The organism is Propioniciclava coleopterorum, from assembly GCF_011393335.1.
GTDB classification, from domain to species: Bacteria; Actinomycetota; Actinomycetes; order Propionibacteriales; family Propionibacteriaceae; genus Propioniciclava; species Propioniciclava coleopterorum.
Map to the genome: position 1 here is coordinate 989,909 of NZ_CP049865.1, position 17,020 is coordinate 1,006,928.

At 71.9% G+C, this 17,020-nt stretch carries 15 protein-coding genes; 12 read left to right on the forward strand and 3 right to left on the reverse strand.

The genetic code is table 11. From position 1 onward, the window contains the following. Positions 1-2: 2 nt before the first annotated feature. Complete coding sequence (locus G7070_RS04835; protein WP_166232400.1) at positions 3-1,499, reverse strand: methylmalonyl-CoA carboxytransferase subunit 5S; 1,497 nt, start codon at positions 1,497-1,499, stop codon at positions 3-5. A gap of 202 nt (positions 1,500-1,701) precedes the next feature. Between G7070_RS04835 and G7070_RS04840 the strand changes: the two genes are divergently transcribed. From G7070_RS04840 to G7070_RS04850, 3 genes are read left to right on the forward strand one after another with little or no spacing between them, the layout of a single operon-like run. Continuing rightward, on the forward strand, positions 1,702-2,460 hold the full coding sequence (locus tag G7070_RS04840) for a glycosyltransferase family 2 protein (RefSeq protein WP_246227351.1): 759 nt from the start codon (positions 1,702-1,704) through the stop codon (positions 2,458-2,460). Continuing rightward, positions 2,457-2,825 carry a DUF2304 domain-containing protein gene (locus G7070_RS04845; protein WP_166232402.1) on the forward strand — a complete coding sequence of 123 codons (369 nt, stop codon included), beginning with the start codon at positions 2,457-2,459 and terminating at the stop codon, positions 2,823-2,825. The genes G7070_RS04840 and G7070_RS04845 overlap by 4 nt, the downstream gene beginning before the upstream one ends. Positions 2,826-2,842: 17 nt before the next feature. Next, a complete protein-coding gene (locus G7070_RS04850) occupies positions 2,843-4,813 on the forward strand; it encodes a DUF6541 family protein (protein ID WP_166232404.1) in 1,971 nt (656 codons plus the stop codon). 1 nt (position 4,814) lies between these two features. Here G7070_RS04850 and G7070_RS04855 read toward each other — a convergent pair whose 3' ends face one another. Together G7070_RS04855 and G7070_RS04860 are read right to left on the reverse strand one after the other, a co-directional pair. Beyond that, on the reverse strand, positions 4,815-5,342 hold the full coding sequence (locus G7070_RS04855; RefSeq protein ID WP_166232406.1) for a hypothetical protein: 528 nt from the start codon (positions 5,340-5,342) through the stop codon (positions 4,815-4,817). Between the two features lie 726 nt (positions 5,343-6,068). Continuing rightward, positions 6,069-7,073, reverse strand: a complete 1,005-nt coding sequence (locus G7070_RS04860) for a glycosyltransferase family 2 protein (RefSeq protein ID WP_166232408.1) — start codon at positions 7,071-7,073, stop codon at positions 6,069-6,071. Positions 7,074-7,158: 85 nt separating this feature from the next. Between G7070_RS04860 and G7070_RS04865 the strand changes: the two genes are divergently transcribed. From G7070_RS04865 to G7070_RS04905, 9 genes are all read left to right on the forward strand, one after another. Continuing rightward, on the forward strand, positions 7,159-8,241 hold the full coding sequence (locus tag G7070_RS04865; protein WP_166232410.1) for a UDP-N-acetylglucosamine 2-epimerase: 1,083 nt from the start codon (positions 7,159-7,161) through the stop codon (positions 8,239-8,241). Between the two features lie 243 nt (positions 8,242-8,484). Further along, complete coding sequence (locus G7070_RS04870) at positions 8,485-9,981, forward strand: amino acid permease (RefSeq protein ID WP_166232412.1); 1,497 nt, start codon at positions 8,485-8,487, stop codon at positions 9,979-9,981. A 108-nt stretch (positions 9,982-10,089) separates the two neighbouring features. Continuing rightward, positions 10,090-11,952, forward strand: a complete 1,863-nt coding sequence (gene typA, locus G7070_RS04875; protein ID WP_166232414.1) for a translational GTPase TypA — start codon at positions 10,090-10,092, stop codon at positions 11,950-11,952. A 279-nt stretch (positions 11,953-12,231) separates the two neighbouring features. Then, positions 12,232-12,876 (forward strand): hypothetical protein, encoded by a 645-nt coding sequence (locus G7070_RS04880; protein WP_166232416.1) that lies wholly within the window; start codon positions 12,232-12,234, stop codon positions 12,874-12,876. Next, on the forward strand, positions 12,866-13,591 hold the full coding sequence (locus G7070_RS04885) for a response regulator transcription factor (protein WP_166232418.1): 726 nt from the start codon (positions 12,866-12,868) through the stop codon (positions 13,589-13,591). Before G7070_RS04880 ends, G7070_RS04885 begins: the two co-directional genes overlap by 11 nt. A 1-nt stretch (position 13,592) precedes the next feature. After that, positions 13,593-14,645, forward strand: a complete 1,053-nt coding sequence (locus G7070_RS04890) for a sensor histidine kinase (protein ID WP_166232420.1) — start codon at positions 13,593-13,595, stop codon at positions 14,643-14,645. A 55-nt stretch (positions 14,646-14,700) separates the two neighbouring features. Then, positions 14,701-15,516 (forward strand): hypothetical protein, encoded by an 816-nt coding sequence (locus G7070_RS04895; protein WP_166232422.1) that lies wholly within the window; start codon positions 14,701-14,703, stop codon positions 15,514-15,516. Then, on the forward strand, positions 15,474-15,863 hold the full coding sequence (locus G7070_RS04900; RefSeq protein ID WP_166232424.1) for an OmpA family protein: 390 nt from the start codon (positions 15,474-15,476) through the stop codon (positions 15,861-15,863). Before G7070_RS04895 ends, G7070_RS04900 begins: the two co-directional genes overlap by 43 nt. A gap of 127 nt (positions 15,864-15,990) precedes the next feature. Then, positions 15,991-16,980 carry a Gfo/Idh/MocA family protein gene (locus G7070_RS04905; protein WP_166232426.1) on the forward strand — a complete coding sequence of 330 codons (990 nt, stop codon included), beginning with the start codon at positions 15,991-15,993 and terminating at the stop codon, positions 16,978-16,980. The last annotated feature ends 40 nt before the right edge of the window (positions 16,981-17,020 follow it).

The following is a 17,020-nucleotide window of genomic DNA, read 5'->3' on the forward strand; positions in this document are numbered from 1 at the left end:
TGTCATGCCCTTTCCACGACGACGGAGTGCGCGCGACCGCCCATGGACACCTTGTAGGTGATGGGGCCCTTGACGGAGCGGTCGGCGTCGGACTTGTTGGCCGCGGCGGCGGCCAGCTGCTCGGGCGACTTGCCCACGTTCTTGGGGCCCTCGTCCCGGTTCTGGAAGAAGCCCGGGGCCACGCCCGGGAACATCGCGTAGGTGAGGACGTCCTCGGAGGTGCCGTTGCTGCCGGGCAGCTTGTCGGTCTCGGTGACCAGCTTGTCCCACTCGGGGGCGAGCAGGTCGGCCGGACGCTGCGTGATCGGCTCCTTCTTGGCCTGGGCCTTGGCGATCTCGATGACCTCGGGGTCGCGCTCGCCCATCGCCTCGCCGTAGTAGCCCAGCATCAGGTCGGCGAACTCGCCGGTGAGCACCTTGTACTTGCCCATCAGGACGTTGAACACCGCCTGGGTGCCGACGATCTGCGACGAGGGCGTGACGAGCGGCGGGTGGCCGGCGTCCGCCTTGACCTGCGGCACCTCGGCCATGACCTCGCGGATGCGGTCGCCCGCGCCCTGGGCCTTGAGCTGGCTCTCCATGTTGGAGAGCATGCCGCCGGGGATCTGGCTGGAGAAGATGTCGGTGTCCACGAGCGTGGCGGACTCGAACTCGGCGTACTTGGGGCGGATCTTCGCGAAGTGGTCGCGGATCTTGAGCAGCCGCTCCATGTCCAGGTCGGTGGTGTACTCGGTGCCCTCGAGCATGGCCACCAGCGACTCGGTCGGGTTGTGTCCCGGGCCGAGGCTCATGGAGCTGATCGCGGTGTCGACCACGTCCGCGCCGGCCTCGATCGCCTTCATGAGGCTGACCAGCGTGACGCCGGTGGTCGAGTGGCAGTGGACGTTGATCTGGACGTCCTCGCCGTAGGTCTCCTTGATGCCGCGCACGATGTCGTAGGCGGGCTGCGGCTGCAGCAGGGCGGCCATGTCCTTCAGGGCGATGGAGTCCGCGCCCATGTCGAGCAGGCGGCCGGCGAGCTTCACGTAGCCCTCGGTCGTGTGCAGCGGGGAGATGGTGTAGCAGATGGTGCCCTGGGCGTGCTTGCCGGTCTTCTTGACCGCCTGCATCGCCCGCTCCATGTTGCGGGGGTCGTTCAGGGCGTCGAAGACGCGGAAGACGTCCATGCCGTTCTCGGCGGACTTCTCCACGAACTTGTCGACGACGTGGTCCTCGTAGTGGCGGTAGCCGAGCAGGTTCTGACCGCGCAGCAGCATCTGGAGCCTGCTGTTCGGCATCAGCTCGCGGAAGGTCCGCAGGCGCTGCCAGGGATCCTCGTTCAGGAAGCGGATGCAGGCGTCGTAGGTGGCGCCGCCCCAGCACTCGACGCTCCAGTAGCCGGCCGCGTCGATGTCGGCGCAGGCATCGACCATGTCTTCCATGGCCATGCGGGTCGCCATGAGGCTCTGGTGCGCGTCGCGCAACGCAACTTCGGTCACACCGATGGTTCGTGGGCTCATGGCTCTATCGTGCCACCTAGCCTCCTACGAGGTGTAGGAGAATCCGCGATTGATCACCATCCGGGCGCTCTCCTTCCGCATGGTGGACTCGACCGGTCGAATGGTCGGACCAAGCGCCGATTGGGGGTCCTGGAGCAGCCCGTTGCCCGGCGCGCCTCGCGCCGCGGCCCCCTTCCACCAGCGGGCCGGATAGCATCGAGACGTGCATGACCTCGAACATCGCGACGATCGGCCGCGCACGCTGGTGGTCATGCCGGCGTGGAACGAGGCCGACGTCATCGCCGGAACCGTCCACGAGGTCCTCCAGACCGTCCCGGAGGTCGACCTGCTCGTGATCAACGACGGATCGACCGACGACACGGCCGCCATCGCCCGGGCCGCCGGGGCCACCGTGATCTCCCTGCCCTACAACATGGGGGTCGGCGCGGCCCTGCGGACCGGCTACAAGTACGCGTGGCGTTCCGGTTACGACCAGGCGATCCAGGTCGACGCCGACGGTCAGCACGACCCGAACGACATCCCGCGCGTCCTGGCCGGCCTGCAGGACGCCGACATCTCGATCGGGGCGCGCTTCGCCGGCGAGGGCAACTACCGGGCCAAGGGCCCCCGGCGCTGGGCGATGCTGCTGCTGGCCGGCGCGATGTCGCAGGCGTCCGGGACGAAGCTCACCGACGTCACCTCCGGGTTCCGGGCGGCCAACCGGCGCACGATCGGGCAGTACACGCGGCACTACCCGGCCGAGTACCTGGGCGACACGGTCGACTCGCTCATGACCGCGATCCGGATGGGCCACTCGGTCACCCAGGTGCCCGTCGCCATGCGCCCGCGCCAGGGGGGTACCCCCTCCGCGAGCCCCTGGAAGGCGGCGGTGTACCTTCTGCGCTCCCTGTTCGCCCTCCTCATCGCCAGCACCCGCCGCCGGGAACGGCGCAGCCTCGACCGATCCCAGGACGCCGCATGACGCCTTCATCCATCACGTTCCTCACGGTCGCGGTCGTCGTAGCGATCGCCCTCATCTGGGTACTGCGCAGCGGGCGCATCCGCGAGAAGTACGTGGGCCTGTGGATCATCATCGGCCTGGCCACCATCGTGCTGGCGCTCTGGCCGGGGCTCCTCACCGGGTTGACCGGCCTGCTCGGGTTCGTGCTGCCCGCCAACCTGCTGTTCTTCGTCGCGATCCTGCTCCTGATGGGGGTGTGCCTGCACTTGTCCTACGAAGCGTCGAAGCTCGAAGAGGAGACACGTATGCTGGCTGAAGAGATCACGCTTCTCAACGCTCGCCTCGACAAGTTGCAGGGCCGTCTCGAAGAAACCGACCAGCCCTGACCGAAAGCTCCGTCTGCATGACCTGGACCGCCTTGATCCCGAGCCTTGCCATCGCCGCGGCCCTGCTTCTCCTTCCGGGATACCTCGTGACCCGCGCCTGGGGCGCGAAGGGCGCCACCGCAGCAGCCCTCGCGCCCGCGGCGTCCACCACCGTCGTGGCGGTCGGCGCCGTCGCCGCGGGGGCGCTGCGCATCCCCTGGGTCTGGAGCCCTCTCGTCCTGGCCCTGGCCCTGGCGGCCGCGGGAGCGCTGGTCAGGCTCGGGATGCGTCGGCTGGCGCGCCCCGCCGCCGCGCCCCGTCCCCGGCCGGAGACCGAGGACGCCCCCCGGGCGTCCGCCTGGTGGTGGGTGGCGGCGTGGGTGATCGGCGCCGCCTTCAACGCCCGCCACTTCCGCAACGTCTTCGACTCCCCCGACGCCTTCTCGCAGACGTTCGACAACGTCTGGCATCTCAACGCGGTCCGGTACATCGTGGACACGGGTAACGCCTCGTCCCTGACGGTGGCCTCGCTCAACACCCCGGCCGGCGGTTCGACCTTCTACCCCGCGGCCTTCCACGACCTCGCCGCGCTGGTCATGCTGGGCAACGGCGGCCACCTCACCTTCGCCATCAACGCCGTGCTGGCCGTGGTGTGCATCGGCGTCTGGCCCCCCACCGCGCTCTACCTCGTGCGGAGCATCCTGCCCGCACGCCCCGCCACCATCCTGGCCGCCGGGGTCTTCACCGCGTCCCTGACGGCCTTCCCGCTCCTCATGCTCGAGTTCGGGGTGCTCTACCCCAACCTGCTCGGGCTGGCGCTCTTGCCGGCTCTGGTGGGGTTGGCCGTCCAACTGCTCGGCCTCGGCCGGGCACCGCTGGCCTCGCCGGCCCTCGCCATCGCCCTGGGAGCACTGTCGCTGCCCGGGCTCGCGCTGGCCCACCCCAACGTGGTGATGCTGCTCCTCCTGATCGGCGTGCCGCTCGCCGCCTCCTACGCCATCCGGCAGGGCGCCCGCGCGCTGCGGGGCGCGACCCCGTGGCGGTTCGCGGCGCCCCAGATCGCCGCTGCCGTCGCGTTCATCGTCGTCGTCTACCTCGCCTGGCCGGTGCTGCGCCCACCGGTCGCGGTGGACGATTGGGGCCCGGCACCGCTGGACCCCCCGGCGGCCTTCGGCTACGCCCTGCTCAACACGCCCATCTACTACAAGCCCGCCTGGGTCGTCAGCGCCTTCATGCTGCTGGGGATCTTCGCCGCCGTGCGCCACGGGATGCTGTGGTTGGTGGCCGCCTGGGGCACCGTGGTGGCGTTCTGGATGGTCATCGCGAGCTGGGCGCTGTCTGAGTTCCGCCTCCTGCTGGTCGGGATCTGGTACCAGGACGCCCATCGGTTCGCGGCGAACCTCGCGATCCTCGCCCTGCCCCTGGCCGCCCTGGGCGTCGAGTGGCTCACCCGCGTGACCGAACAGGCGTGGGCCAGGGTTCGCCCGCTCCCCGTGTGGTTCGCCCCCGTGTTCGCGGTCGCGATCGCGGTCGCGCTGGCCGGCACCACGCAGCGGGCGAACTACATGAACCACGCCGTCGAGATGGGTTCGGGGCTCTACAAGGTCACCGCGGACTCCGCGGTGATCGACCAGGACGAGTACGCGCTGCTGCAGCGCGTGCCGGAACTGGTGCCGGCGGATGCCACGATCGCCGTCAACCCCTGGAACGGCTCGGCGCTGGCCTACGGCCTGGCGGGGCGCCAGGTGACGGCGCCGCACGTGCTCTACGGGATGACGCCCGAGCGCGAGGTCGTGGCCGACCGGCTCGACGAAGCGGCCTCCGACCCGGGCGTGTGCCCGCTGCTCCGCGAGGGACGCGTCCGGTACGCCCTGGACTTCGGGGATCGCGAGATCCACGGTGGCGAGCATCCCTATCCCGGGTTCGACTCGCTGGCCTCCTCCCGCGGCTTCGAGGAGATCGCCCGCGAGGGCCACGCGGCGCTCTACCGCATCACCGCCTGCGGCTGAGTCAGGGGCGAGGTGCCGCGGTCTGCGACCGGCGCCGCAGCGCGACCCGGAGCAGCACGCCGGACACGAGGTACGCGACCAGGGACGCGGTCACGAAGGCCGCCAGGCCCACCTGCTCGCGCCCGCCCGGGGCCCCGACCAGGACCAGGACGGTGGCCGCCACCGCCGAGGCCCACGTCGTCACCACGTGGATGTGCCGCTCCAGCGCGATGAAGACCGCCGCCTGCAGCAGGGCACCCGCCATGAACGCGCTCGCCCCGAGTGCCAGCGCGACGAGCCACGGGTCCGCCTGGTAGCTCGGCCCGGCGAAGATCTGAACCGCCCACGGGCCCAGAAGGAAGCCGCCCGCGCCGAGCAACGCCGCCGCCGCCGTGAACAGCAGTGCGCCGCGTCGCTGCAGGGACCCCAGGGCCGCGACGCGGCCCCCGTGGATGGCCTCGACCGCCAGGGGGACGGCCATGGCCTGGACGGGAGAGAGCAGGACGAGCGGGACGCGCGACAGCGTCACCACCGCGAACAACGTCGCCATCCCCCGGCCCCATCACGAGGGTCACCAGCGTCGAGAACCCCGTGAGCACCAGGGAGGACAGCGCGTTCCCGCCGGCCAGGGCCCCCCAGCGGACCAGCACGGAACGCCACGGGTCCAGCGGCGCGTCCGGGTCGAGGATCCCGACGCCGTCGCGGACCAGCGGGAGCCACCCGAAGCAGCCGATCACCACGGCCAGCACGGCCCAGACCAGCGACGGCTGCACGGTGAAGCAGAGCACCACGAGGGCGACCAGTCGCAGCGCCGCCTCCGCGACGATGAGGTAGACGTAGCGTCCCGACTGCGCCCTCCCCAGGTACATGCCGCGGATCAGGAACTGTGCGCCGAAACCGATCACGGCGAGGGCCGTCAGGCCGGCCACCACGGGTGAATCGCCGAAGACACGGAGCCCGCCCGGGAAGACCGCCAACACCGCCACCGCGATCAGGCACGCCGCCACGGCGAGCCCTGTGTACTGCAGCACGCTGCGCGGCACCCGGCGCCCGTCCAGGTGCGCGAGCGTGGACTGCCGCGCGATCTCCTGCTCCGTCGCCCCGATCACGCTACCGAAGCTGAAGACCGCGCCCCAGACGGCGAGGAAGACCTCGTTCTGCTCCTTGGTGAGCCAGCGGGCGATCAGCCCGAGCATGATGAAGCCCAGAAGGCTCGCGACGACGAGGCCGACTCCCAGCGAGAGGACCCGCCGCGACGTCGACGGCTGCGGGTCGCTCACCGGCGCCGGGCGCCACGCAGCGCCATGACGAGCCCCCGCACGAACCCCGTCCCGAAGATGAGCGTGAAGGGCCACAGCAGCACCCCGACCCAACCAGCCTCCCGCGCCGTCGCACCCGAGGCCGCTGCCGCGACCCCCGCGGCGACCGGCGCGGCGACCGCTGCGGCGGCGGCGACCCGCGGCGCGCGCCAGGCCACCACGAGCCCGGCGGGCACGGCGAGGCCCAGGGCGGCGAGCAGCATCGCCGCACGGCGCGGCGTCCCGACGTACCCGTCCACGAACGTGGTCCCCCGGAACAGGACCTGCTTGGCCCATCGCCCCGCCGAGTCCCGCCCGTGGTAGTCCACGCTGAACCCCGGGTCCAGGCCGATGCGATGCGACGCCGCCACGTTCCGCAGCAGCTTGGTGTCGTCGGACGCGAACCGGGCGTCCTCGTACAGCGAGGAGAAGTCGCCCGCGGCGTCGAGCAGCGCGCGGCGCGGTGCGGCGAAGGCGCCGGTCCCCTTGGGGTAGCGGTCGAAGTCCTCGGTCCCGAACGTCAGGCGCCGCGGGTTCGCGAAGTAGGCGCGCCACCCCACCTTGGTGATGCCCGCCCAGAAGGCCGCCCACGGGTTCCCGCGGGAGACGACGTCGACGTGGGCGTTCCACACGGAGTCGGGGGCCTCGGACAGCCGCTCCACCAGGGTGACGAGCGAGTCGGGATGCAGGATCACCCGGGCGTCCAGCAGGAGCACGTAATCGTGGTCGAGGGCCGCCAGTCCGGCGGAGCGGGCCGCGAGGCGTCCCGCGTTCTCCTGGCGCAGCAGCCGGATGTCGCCCCGGTCGGCGAGGTCGTCCAGGACCCGGGGATGGTCGCCGGTGCTGCCGTCGTCCACGACCAGGACGTCGAGTTCCAGGTCGGCGCGCTCGGCCGCGCGATGCAGGGCCTCGACCGACCGCCGAACCCAGTCGCCCTCGTTGTAGACGGGCATGACGACCCCGAGAGTCGGGACAGACGACATGACGACACTCCTCGCTGTGGGGCCCTTGATATCGTAGCGCTGACCGCGCCGGACCAAGAGATGGACAAATTCGATGATTGTGTTCGTGGCAGGCACCACGGCCGAGTTGATCAAGCTGTCACCGGTGATGACCCAGTTGACGGACCGCGGCGTCCCGTTCGAGCTGTGGAGCACCAGCCAGCACGTCACCGGGGTGGACGAGAGCCTGGCCGATCTCCGGATGCGGACCCCCGACCGGTACCTCCTGGCGGAGCGACACCGCAGGCACATCGTCGCCTCCCGGCAGGTCCCCGGCTGGATGCTGCGGCTGGGCGCCGCGGCCCTGCGCCGGCGTCGCGAACTCCAGACGGTGCTACGCACGGGAGGAGGGCGGGGCACGATCGTCGTCCACGGCGACACCTTCTCCACCGTCCTGGGCTCGATGCTCGGTCGCTTCCTGGGCGCCCGCGTCGCCCACGTGGAGGCCGGGCTGCGGTCCGGCCACCTCCTCAACCCGCTCCCCGAGGAGATGAACCGCCGCATCGTCGGCAAGCTGGCGACGATGCACTTCGCCCCGACGCCGCGCGAGGTCGACAACCTCCGCAAGGCGAAAGCCCCCGGCGACTACGTGCTGACCGGGGCCAACACCGTCGTGGACGCACTGCACTCCGTCGACAAGGACCAGGTGGACGGCGTGAATCTGCCCGACCATTTCGGGCTCGTCACCCTGCACCGTTTCGAGCTGCTGCGCGACGGCGACCACTTCTCCGACCTCCTGAGGCTGCTCGCCCGGCGCTCCGTCGACTACCCCCTCGTCATGGTGCTCGGTCACGCCGAGCGCACGCGGATCACCGAACTGGGGCTGGACGGCCTGTTCAGCGAGACGTTCACGAACATCGACAAGCGGCCCTACGCGAAGTTCCTGCCCGTCCTGGCGCGCGCGGACTTCGTCGTCACCGACTCCGGCGGCCTCCAGGAGGAGTGCGCCGCCCTCGGCATCCCGTGCGCGGTGCACCGCGAGCGCACCGAGCGCCACCAGGGTCTCGGGGAGAACGTGCTCCTCGACGAGATGGACCTGGGCCGCCTCGACCGCTACCTCAGCGAGTGGCGCGACTACCGCCGGGAGCCGCAGTCGCTGGCCGAGTCGCCGTCCAGCATCATCGCCGAGCGGCTCACCTCCGCCGTCTGACACTTTTTCCCGGAGGGGCGACACAGGCCACCGGGCGCAAGTGTTGAGCGTGTCGAGGCGTCGGGCCGACAAGATTGCCGAAACAACGCCGATCCGCCCCGAACACCTCGCGGTCGGGCTCCGCCGCGCCCGGGACGCCCCGGAGAAGACTTCGCGACGCGGCGCGCACACGGGCCTCGACACGTCCTAAGTTGGTCCCCCAGAAGGACACGCACGCGAGCGGAAACGGGCTGGAGGCACCCCATGGACCTGCTGCGAACCAAGAGCGTCGAGCAATCGATCGCCGACACCGACGAGCCGGAGTACCAGCTCAAGAAGTCCCTCAGCGCGCTCGACCTGACGGTGTTCGGCGTCGGCGTCGTCATCGGCGCCGGCATCTTCACCCTCACAGGCCGCGTCGCGCACACGATGACCGGTCCCGCCATCGTGCTCAGCTTCGTGCTGGCGGCCATCTGCTGCGCCCTCGCGGCGATGTGTTACGCCGAGTTCGCGGCGTCCGTGCCGGTGTCCGGGTCGGCCTACACGTTCAGCTACGCCTCGCTGGGCGAGTTCTTCGCGTGGATCATCGGCTGGGATCTGATCCTGGAGATGTTCCTCGGCGCCTCGGTCGTCGCGCAGGGCTGGAGCGCCTACCTCGGCGTCCTGCTGGAGAACTTCGGGATCGTGATCCCGCCCCAGATCGCCTACGGCGGCATGATCGACCTTCCGGCCGTGGTGCTGGTGTGCGTGCTGGGGATGCTGGTCGCGGTCGGCATCAAGGAGTCCATGCGCGTCAACATGGTGCTGGTCGGCCTGAAGCTGTTCATCGTCCTGTTCGTCATCGTCGCCGGCCTGCAGTTCATCAACCCGGCCAACTACACCCCGTTCGTCCCCGAGCCGCAGGCCACCGAGACGCTCACCGGCTGGACGCAGCCGCTGCTGCAGGCGCTCGGCGGCGCCGCGCCGATGGCGTTCGGCTGGGGCGGCGTGGTCGCCGGGGCGTCCCTGGTGTTCTTCGCCTACATCGGCTTCGACGTGGTCGCCACCACGGCGGAGGAGACCAAGCGCCCGCAGCGGGACCTGCCGATCGGCATCATCGCGACCCTGGTGATCTGCACCGTCCTGTATTGCGCGGTCGCGCTGGTGGTGACCGGCATGGTGTCCTACCGCGACCTCGACCCGGCCGCCGCGCTGGCGAACGCCTTCGTGTTCCACGGGCAGGGCTGGATGGCCACGCTGATCTCAGCGGGCGCCGTCGCCGGCCTCACCACCGTGGTGCTGACGCTGCTGGTGGGCGCCACCCGGATCATCTTCGCCATGTCGCGGGACAACCTGCTGCCGATGAGCCTGGCCAAGGTGCACCCCACGCACCGGACGCCGGCCCGCATCACCGCGATCGTCACGGTGGTGTGCGCGCTCATCGCGGGCCTCACCCCGGTCGGCATGCTCGAGGAGATGGTGAACATCGGCACGCTGAGCGCCTTCGTGCTCGTGTCGATCGGCATCCCGGTGCTGCGGCACAAGCGCCCCGACCTGCCGCGGACGTTCAAGGTGCCGTTCTCGCCGGTGCTGCCGATCGTGTCGGCGCTGATCTGCCTCTACCTGATGCTGAACCTGTCGGTGGAGACGTGGGTGCGCTTCCTGGTGTGGCTGGCGATCGGGCTGCTCATCTACTTCGTCTGGTCCGGTCACCACTCCCGCGTCCAGACCGGCACCGAGCTCCCCCACGACCTCAAGAAGGCGCTCGACGAGAACCACTGAGCACGGCGCCGGCGCCTCCCGGGAGCCGGCTCGGTGGGGCCCATTAACACATCGGCGGCCTCGGCGCGTAGAATTGAGCGTCAATCCACCGAAGGTCTCGGAGTCTGCATGCCCATTCGCGCCGACCTGCGCAACGTCGCCATCATCGCCCACGTCGATCACGGCAAGACCACGCTGGTGGACGCCATGCTGTGGCAGTCCGGCGCCTTCCGCGAGAACCAGGACGTGGAGAACCGCGTCATGGACTCGATGGACCTCGAGCGCGAGAAGGGCATCACGATCCTCGCGAAGAACACCGCGGTGGAGCACACCATGACCGACGGGCGGAAGGTGACGGTCAACATCATCGACACCCCCGGCCACGCCGACTTCGGCGGCGAGGTCGAGCGCGGCCTGGAGATGGTCGACGGCGTCGTCCTGCTGGTGGACGCCTCGGAGGGCCCCCTGCCCCAGACCCGCTTCGTGCTGCGCAAGGCGCTGGCCAAGAAGCTGCCGATCATCGTGGTCATCAACAAGGTCGACCGGTCGGACGCCCGCATCAGCGAGGTCGTCGACGAGGTCTACGCCCTGTTCATGGACCTGGTCGACGACGACCAGGCCGACCTGCTGGACTTCCCGATCGTGTTCGCCGCCGCCAAGGCCGGGCGTGCGTCCCGGACCCAGCCGGCCGACGGCGAGATGCCCGACGCCGAGGACCTGGAGGCGCTGTTCGAGGTCATCATGGAGACGATCCCGGCCCCGACCTACACCGAGGGCGCGCCGCTGCAGGCGCACGTCACCAACCTCGATTCCTCCCCCTACCTCGGCCGGCTCGCGCTGTGCCGCGTCATCGAGGGCGAGATCCGGCGCGGCCAGCAGGTCGCGTGGATCCGCCGCGACGGCTCGGTCCAGAACGTCAAGCTGTCCGAACTGCTGATGACCAACGCCCTGGAGCGGGTCCCGGCCGAGTCCGCGGGCCCCGGCGACATCGTCGCGATCGCGGGCATCCCCGACATCAACATCGGCGAGACGCTGTCGGACCCGGCCGACCCGAAGCCGCTGCCGCTGATCCACGTGGACGAGCCGTCCATCTCGATGACGATCGGCATCAACACCTCCCCGCTGGCGGGCCGGGTGGGCAAGAAGCTCACCGCCCGCTTGGTGAAGGCCCGCCTGGACCAGGAACTCATCGGCAACGTGTCGATCAAGGTGAACAACACCGACCGTCCCGACACCTGGGAGGTGCAGGGCCGCGGCGAGCTGCAGCTGGCCGTGCTGGTCGAGATGATGCGCCGCGAGGGCTTCGAGCTGACCGTCGGCAAGCCGGAGGTTCTGCTGCGCGAGATCGACGGCAAGACCCAGGAGCCGGTCGAGCGGCTCACCGTGGACGTCCCCGAGGAGCACCTGGGCACCGTCACGCAGCTCATGGGCACCCGCAAGGGCCGCATGGAGCAGATGATCAACCACGGCACCGGCTGGGTGCGGCTGGAGTTCGTCGTGCCCGCGCGCGGCCTGATCGGCTTCCGCACCGAGTTCCTGACCGAGACCCGCGGCACCGGCATCATGAACCACGTCTTCGAGGGCTACGAGCCCTGGGCCGGCGAGATCAAGACCCGCACCACCGGCTCGCTGGTCGCCGACCGCCAGGGCACGGTCACGGCGTACGCCCTGTTCAACCTGCAGGAGCGCGGCACGATGTTCGTCTCCCCCACCCAGGACGTGTACGAGGGCATGATCGTCGGCGAGAACTCCCGCCCCGACGACATGGACGTCAACCCCACCAAGGAGAAGAAGCTCACCAACGTGCGCTCCTCCACCGGCGAGGAGCTGGAGCGGCTCGTCCCGGCGCGCGCCCACTCCCTGGAGCAGGCGCTGGAGTTCTGCCGCGCCGACGAGTGCCTCGAGGTGACGCCCGCGGCCGTCCGGATGCGCAAGACGGTGCTGCCCGCGCACGAGCGCGCCAAGGTGCGCAACCGCGCCAAGAAGGACTGACCCCGCCGCCCGGCTGCCGGGCGCCAGAAATCACGAATCGCGCACTCGACGCCTCGCGGCCGGATCCCGACAAGGGGAAACGCGCCCGCGGTCAGCATCGAGTGCGCGATCGTTGATTTTCTCGCGCCGCGGGCGGCCGGCAGCCCCTGCCCTGAGGCCGCCCAGCGTCGGCCGCAGCGGGTGTCGCAGGACTGCGACAACCCCGCGACGGACGCGGGACCCCCGCGACGGGCCGGTGCATTAGCGTCGCTTTCAACGACAGCGAAAGGCCCCCACCGCATGATCACCCGACTGGCGCTCCCCACCCTCGCGCTCGCCCTCCTCACCGGCTGCACCGTCAGCGTCGGCGGCCCCGCCCCGACCGCCGCCGGACCCGCCGGGACGGCGCCCGCGCCGGCCACCTCCGCCCCGTCCGCGCCGGCCACCTCCGCCCCGTCCGCGCCGGCCACCTCCGCCCCGTCGGCACCGGCCACCTCGGCCCCGTCCGCCCCCGCGACGGCGCCGGCCGAGGCGCGCACCTGGACGCACGGGCTGGTCGACTCCGCGACCCGCCGGGCCGACGCCACCTCCACGCAGATCAAGGGCACCACGACCACGTTCCCGAACTCGACCTCGCTGTGGGTCGGGTGCGACGGCACCACCGACGAGGTGACCCTGGCGCTCGGCGGCAAGTACAGGAAGCTGCACGGCCAGCTCGGGCTGCGCGCCGACGCCCCCGCCGGCCTGGTCGTGCACACGCTGGTGCTCGTCGACGGCAAGCCGGTCCAGAACGTGCAGCTGGACTCCGACGACCCCGGCGCGGTCGCGGTGGACGCCGTCGTGACCGGCGCCCGCACCGTGACCTTCCAGTCGAAGGCGGTGGCCGGCGAGTGCAGCCCCGCCGAGGAGTCCTACGCGGTGCTCGGCGACGGCTATGTCGCATGACGCGGCGCCCGTCCGGCTCCTCCTGGTCGACGACGACGAGGCGATCACGGGCGGGCTCGCGCCGCTGCTGAGCCGCGAGGGCTTCGCCGTGACCGTCGCCGCCGACGGCGCCGCGGCGCTCGACCGGCTCGCCGCCGGCGGCACCGACATCGTCGTGCTCGACGTCATGATGCCCGGCCTCGACGGCCGCGAGGTGCTGCGGCGCGTGCGCGCGTCTGGCTCGGCGGTCCCCGTCGTCCTGCTGACCTCGGTCGGCGAGGCGTCCGAGCGGGCCCGCGCGCTGGACGAGGGCGCCGACGACTACCTCAACAAGCCCTTCGACGCGGGCGAGCTCGTCTCGCGGGTGCGTGCCGTGCTGCGCCGCAGCCGCCCCGGGCGCCCCACGCTCGCCAGCGCGTCCACCCTGACCGCCGGCCCGCTCACCTGGGATCGGGTCGGGCGACGCGCCCACCTGGCGGGCCGCGAACTGGTCGTGACGCCGAAGGCGCTGGCGCTGCTGGACTACCTGATGACGCACCCCGACGAACTCCTCACCCGGCAGCGCCTGCTGGAGGTGGTGTGGGGGTTCGACGACCTGATCGGGACCCGGGCCGTCGACCACCGGATCGCCGAACTGCGCCGCGTTCTGGGCGAGGACGCCGCGAGTCCCCGCTGGATCCAGACGGTGCCGGGCTCGGGTTACCGCTTCGTCGCCGACGTCGCGGACGGGCGCTGACGTGCCCGGCCCCGCCCGGTTCGCCGTCGTCGCCGGCCTCGTCGGGGGCGCGGTCACCCTGCTCACGTGGTGGCTGACGCCGGGCATCACGGTCAACGTCGCGGCCAACCCGGCGCTGGTGACCGCGCTGCTCACGATGCTCGTGATCGTCGTGGGCGTCGTCCCCGGCTGGTGGCGACGCGTCGGACGCCGCCACGACGCCGCCCTGGCCGGGCAGCGCGCGGAACTCACCGCCCGGGCCGAGGCCCGGGAGGCGGCGGCCCGCAGCAGCGTCGAGCAGCGCCTCACCGCTGAGCGCGCACGGCTGCTGGGACGCATCGACCACGAGCTCAAGAACCCGGTGATGGCGACCGACCTGGCGCTGGGCCGGCTGCGGGCGGCCCAGGCTGGCTCCGCGGAGGCGTCCGAGGCGCTGGAGACGATCGCCACCCAGTCGGGGCGGTTCGCCGCCCTCCTGCAGAGCCTGCGCAAGATCACCGACGTGGAGCACCGCGAGCTCGACCTGGAGAGCGTCGACCTCGCGGGCCTGCTGCGCCTCGTGCACGACGAGGCGCAGGGCACCGCAGCCGGCGCCTCCCGGCACTGGACGCTGGCGTTGCCGCAGGCCCCCTGGCCGCTGCCGCACGTGACCGCGGATCACGACCTGCTCTACCTCGCCGTGCACAACCTGGTCGACAACGCCGTCAAGTACACCCGCCCGGGCGACCGGATCGAGATCCGGGCCGCCGAGTCCTCCGGCGGCGTCTCGGTCGAGGTGGCCGACACCGGCTCCGGCATCCCGGACGCCGAGGTGGCCGGCGTCTGGGACGAGCTGTCGCGTGCGTCCACCGCCCGCGGCGTCGCCGGGCAGGGCCTCGGCCTGGCGCTGGTCCGCTCCGTCGTGCAGCGGCACGGGGGGCGGGTGGCGCTACGGTCGCGCGTCGGCACCGGCACCTCGGCCGGCTTCTGGCTCCCGCAGTCCGCCCCCGCCACCCGGGACGCCGCGCCCACGACCACCCCTTCCACCCCCGCTCCGGCCGACGCCGGACCCCGCCCCCAGGAGAAGCCCGCATGAACCGCCTGACCCTCCCCTCGCCCTCGTCACGGCGCTCGCCCTGGCGGGCTGCACCGTGAGCGTGGCCGGCGACCCCGGCCCAACCAGCAGCGCGCCGCCACCGCCTGCCGCGCCGCCCTCCGCCGCGACGCCGTCGGCGTCCCCCACCGCGACGTCCGTCGACCCGGGACAGGTGGTGCCGGGGTACGCGCCGGGCCAGTTCCCGCCGGTGCCGCTGTTCCCGCTGCCCGACACCGCCGTCCTGACCGAGGCCGGCCGGCTGACCCGGGACCGGCTCGTCTCCGACCTGCCCGACCTGCCCGGCGTGACCGTGACCGCCGTGCAGTGCGCCGCCGACGGCACCCACGTCACCGCCGACTCCTCGCTGGTGCTCTACGGCGACGGGTCGGGGTCCTACGTCGGACCCGACGGGAGCTACACCAAGGGCGCCGACGGCTCGGAGACGTCCGTGACGGGCAGCGAGTCCATCACCCGCGACGGCCAGGGCGGGGGCACCTACGTGTCGGGGAAGCTCTCCATCACCCACGAGGGCGACGGCTCGGGTACCTACGTCGACGGCGAGACCTCGATCAGCCTCGACGGCCGCGGCGCGGGGACCTACGTCGGCCCGCTGGGCTCCATCACCAACAACGGCGACGGCTCCGGCAGCTACGTCGGCGGCCCCGTCTCGCTCTCCGTGGAGGCGGACGGCTCGGGCACCTACGTCGACCCGCGGATCAGCATCAGCAACGACGGCGCCGGCACCGCGACGGTGGTGTCCGGGTCCTTCTCCGGTGACGTCCCCGCCGACCCGCTCCCGCCGGTCCCCCGATGGGTGCGTTCCCGCCCGTGGAGCAGGTACTGCCCAAGCAGGACATCTGCGGCTTCGTGATCACGCTCGCCGACGGCGTCCTGTTCGACTTCGACAAGTCCGACATCCGCCCGGACGCCGCAGGGGTGCTGGACGACCTCGGCACCGCCATGACGTCGGTGACCGCCACCGACGCCGAGGTGAGCGGCCACACCGACGCGATCGGCACCGACGCCCACAACCAGGACCTGTCCCAGCGCCGGGCCGACTCGGTCGTCGACGCGCTCAAGGAGCGCGGCGTCAGCACCGCGCTCACCGCCCGCGGGTACGGCGAGGCGCGGCCCGTCGCGCCGAACGAGCTGAACGGCAAGGACAACCCGGCGGGTCGCCAGCTCAACCGCCGGGTGGAGGTCTTCGTCCGGGTCTGAGTCCCGGCGACCGGGCGGCGAGCGGGGCGGTCGTGGCGACCGACCACGGCGTCGCACAGGCTGCGAGGCACCGCCGCGTGGTGGACGCCCCGGCGCGCCGCCTTCCCCGGCGTGGTTGGCTGGCGACATGGACACCGTGCGGTGGGGGATCATCGGCGTCGGCGACGTCACCGAGGCCAAGAGCGGACCAGGCTTCCAGCGGGCCGCGGGTTCGGAACTCGTCGCCGTGATGCGACGCTCGCCTGGGATGGCGCAGGACTACGCGGCCCGGCACGGCGTGCCGCGCTGGTACTCCGACGCGGACGCCCTCATCCACGACCCCGAGGTGGACGCCGTCTACGTGGCCACGCCGCCGGACTCGCACGCCGACTACGCCATCCGGGTCGCCCGCGCCGGCAAGCCCGTCTACGTCGAGAAGCCGATGGCCCGCACCGCCGCCGAGTGCCGGGCGATGATCGACGCGTCCGCCTCCGCCCACGCGCCCTTGTTCGTCGCGTACTACCGCCGCGCCATGCCGCGCTTCGTGCAGGCCGCCGAGGTGGCGCACGCCGACCTGGGCGAGCTGCGGACCGTCACGGTGCGGCTGCGCCGCCCGGCCGCGCAGGACGCCGCCCTGCCCTGGCGGCTCGACCCGGCGGTCGCCGGCGGCGGGCTGTTCGTGGACCTGGCCTCGCACACGCTGGACTGGCTCGACCACGCCCTCGGGCCGCTGGGCGACGTGCACGGGGTGGCGACCCACCCGCTGGCCGGCCCCGGCTCGGCGGAGACGTCGGTGGCGGCGTCCTTCCGGATCGGCGACATCACCGGCACCGGGTCGTGGGATTTCGCCTCCGACGGCGTCGAGGACCTGATCGAGATCGGCGGCACGGCCGGGACGCTGCGCCTGTCGTCCTTCGGGACCGAGCCGCTGCAGCTCACGCGCGGCGCGACCACCACCACCATCGAGGCCCCCTACCCCGACGTGGTGCAGCAGCCGCTGATCCAGCAGATCGTCGACCACCTCACCGGACGCGGCTCCACCCCGGTCAGCACGGGCGCCACCGCCCTGCGCACCGCCACGGTCGTCGACACGGTCCTGGCCGGCTACCGCGCCGAGCACGGCATCCGCTTCGTCTGACCTTCCCACCTCGCTCAGCGGTCGGGCGGACGCGACGGGG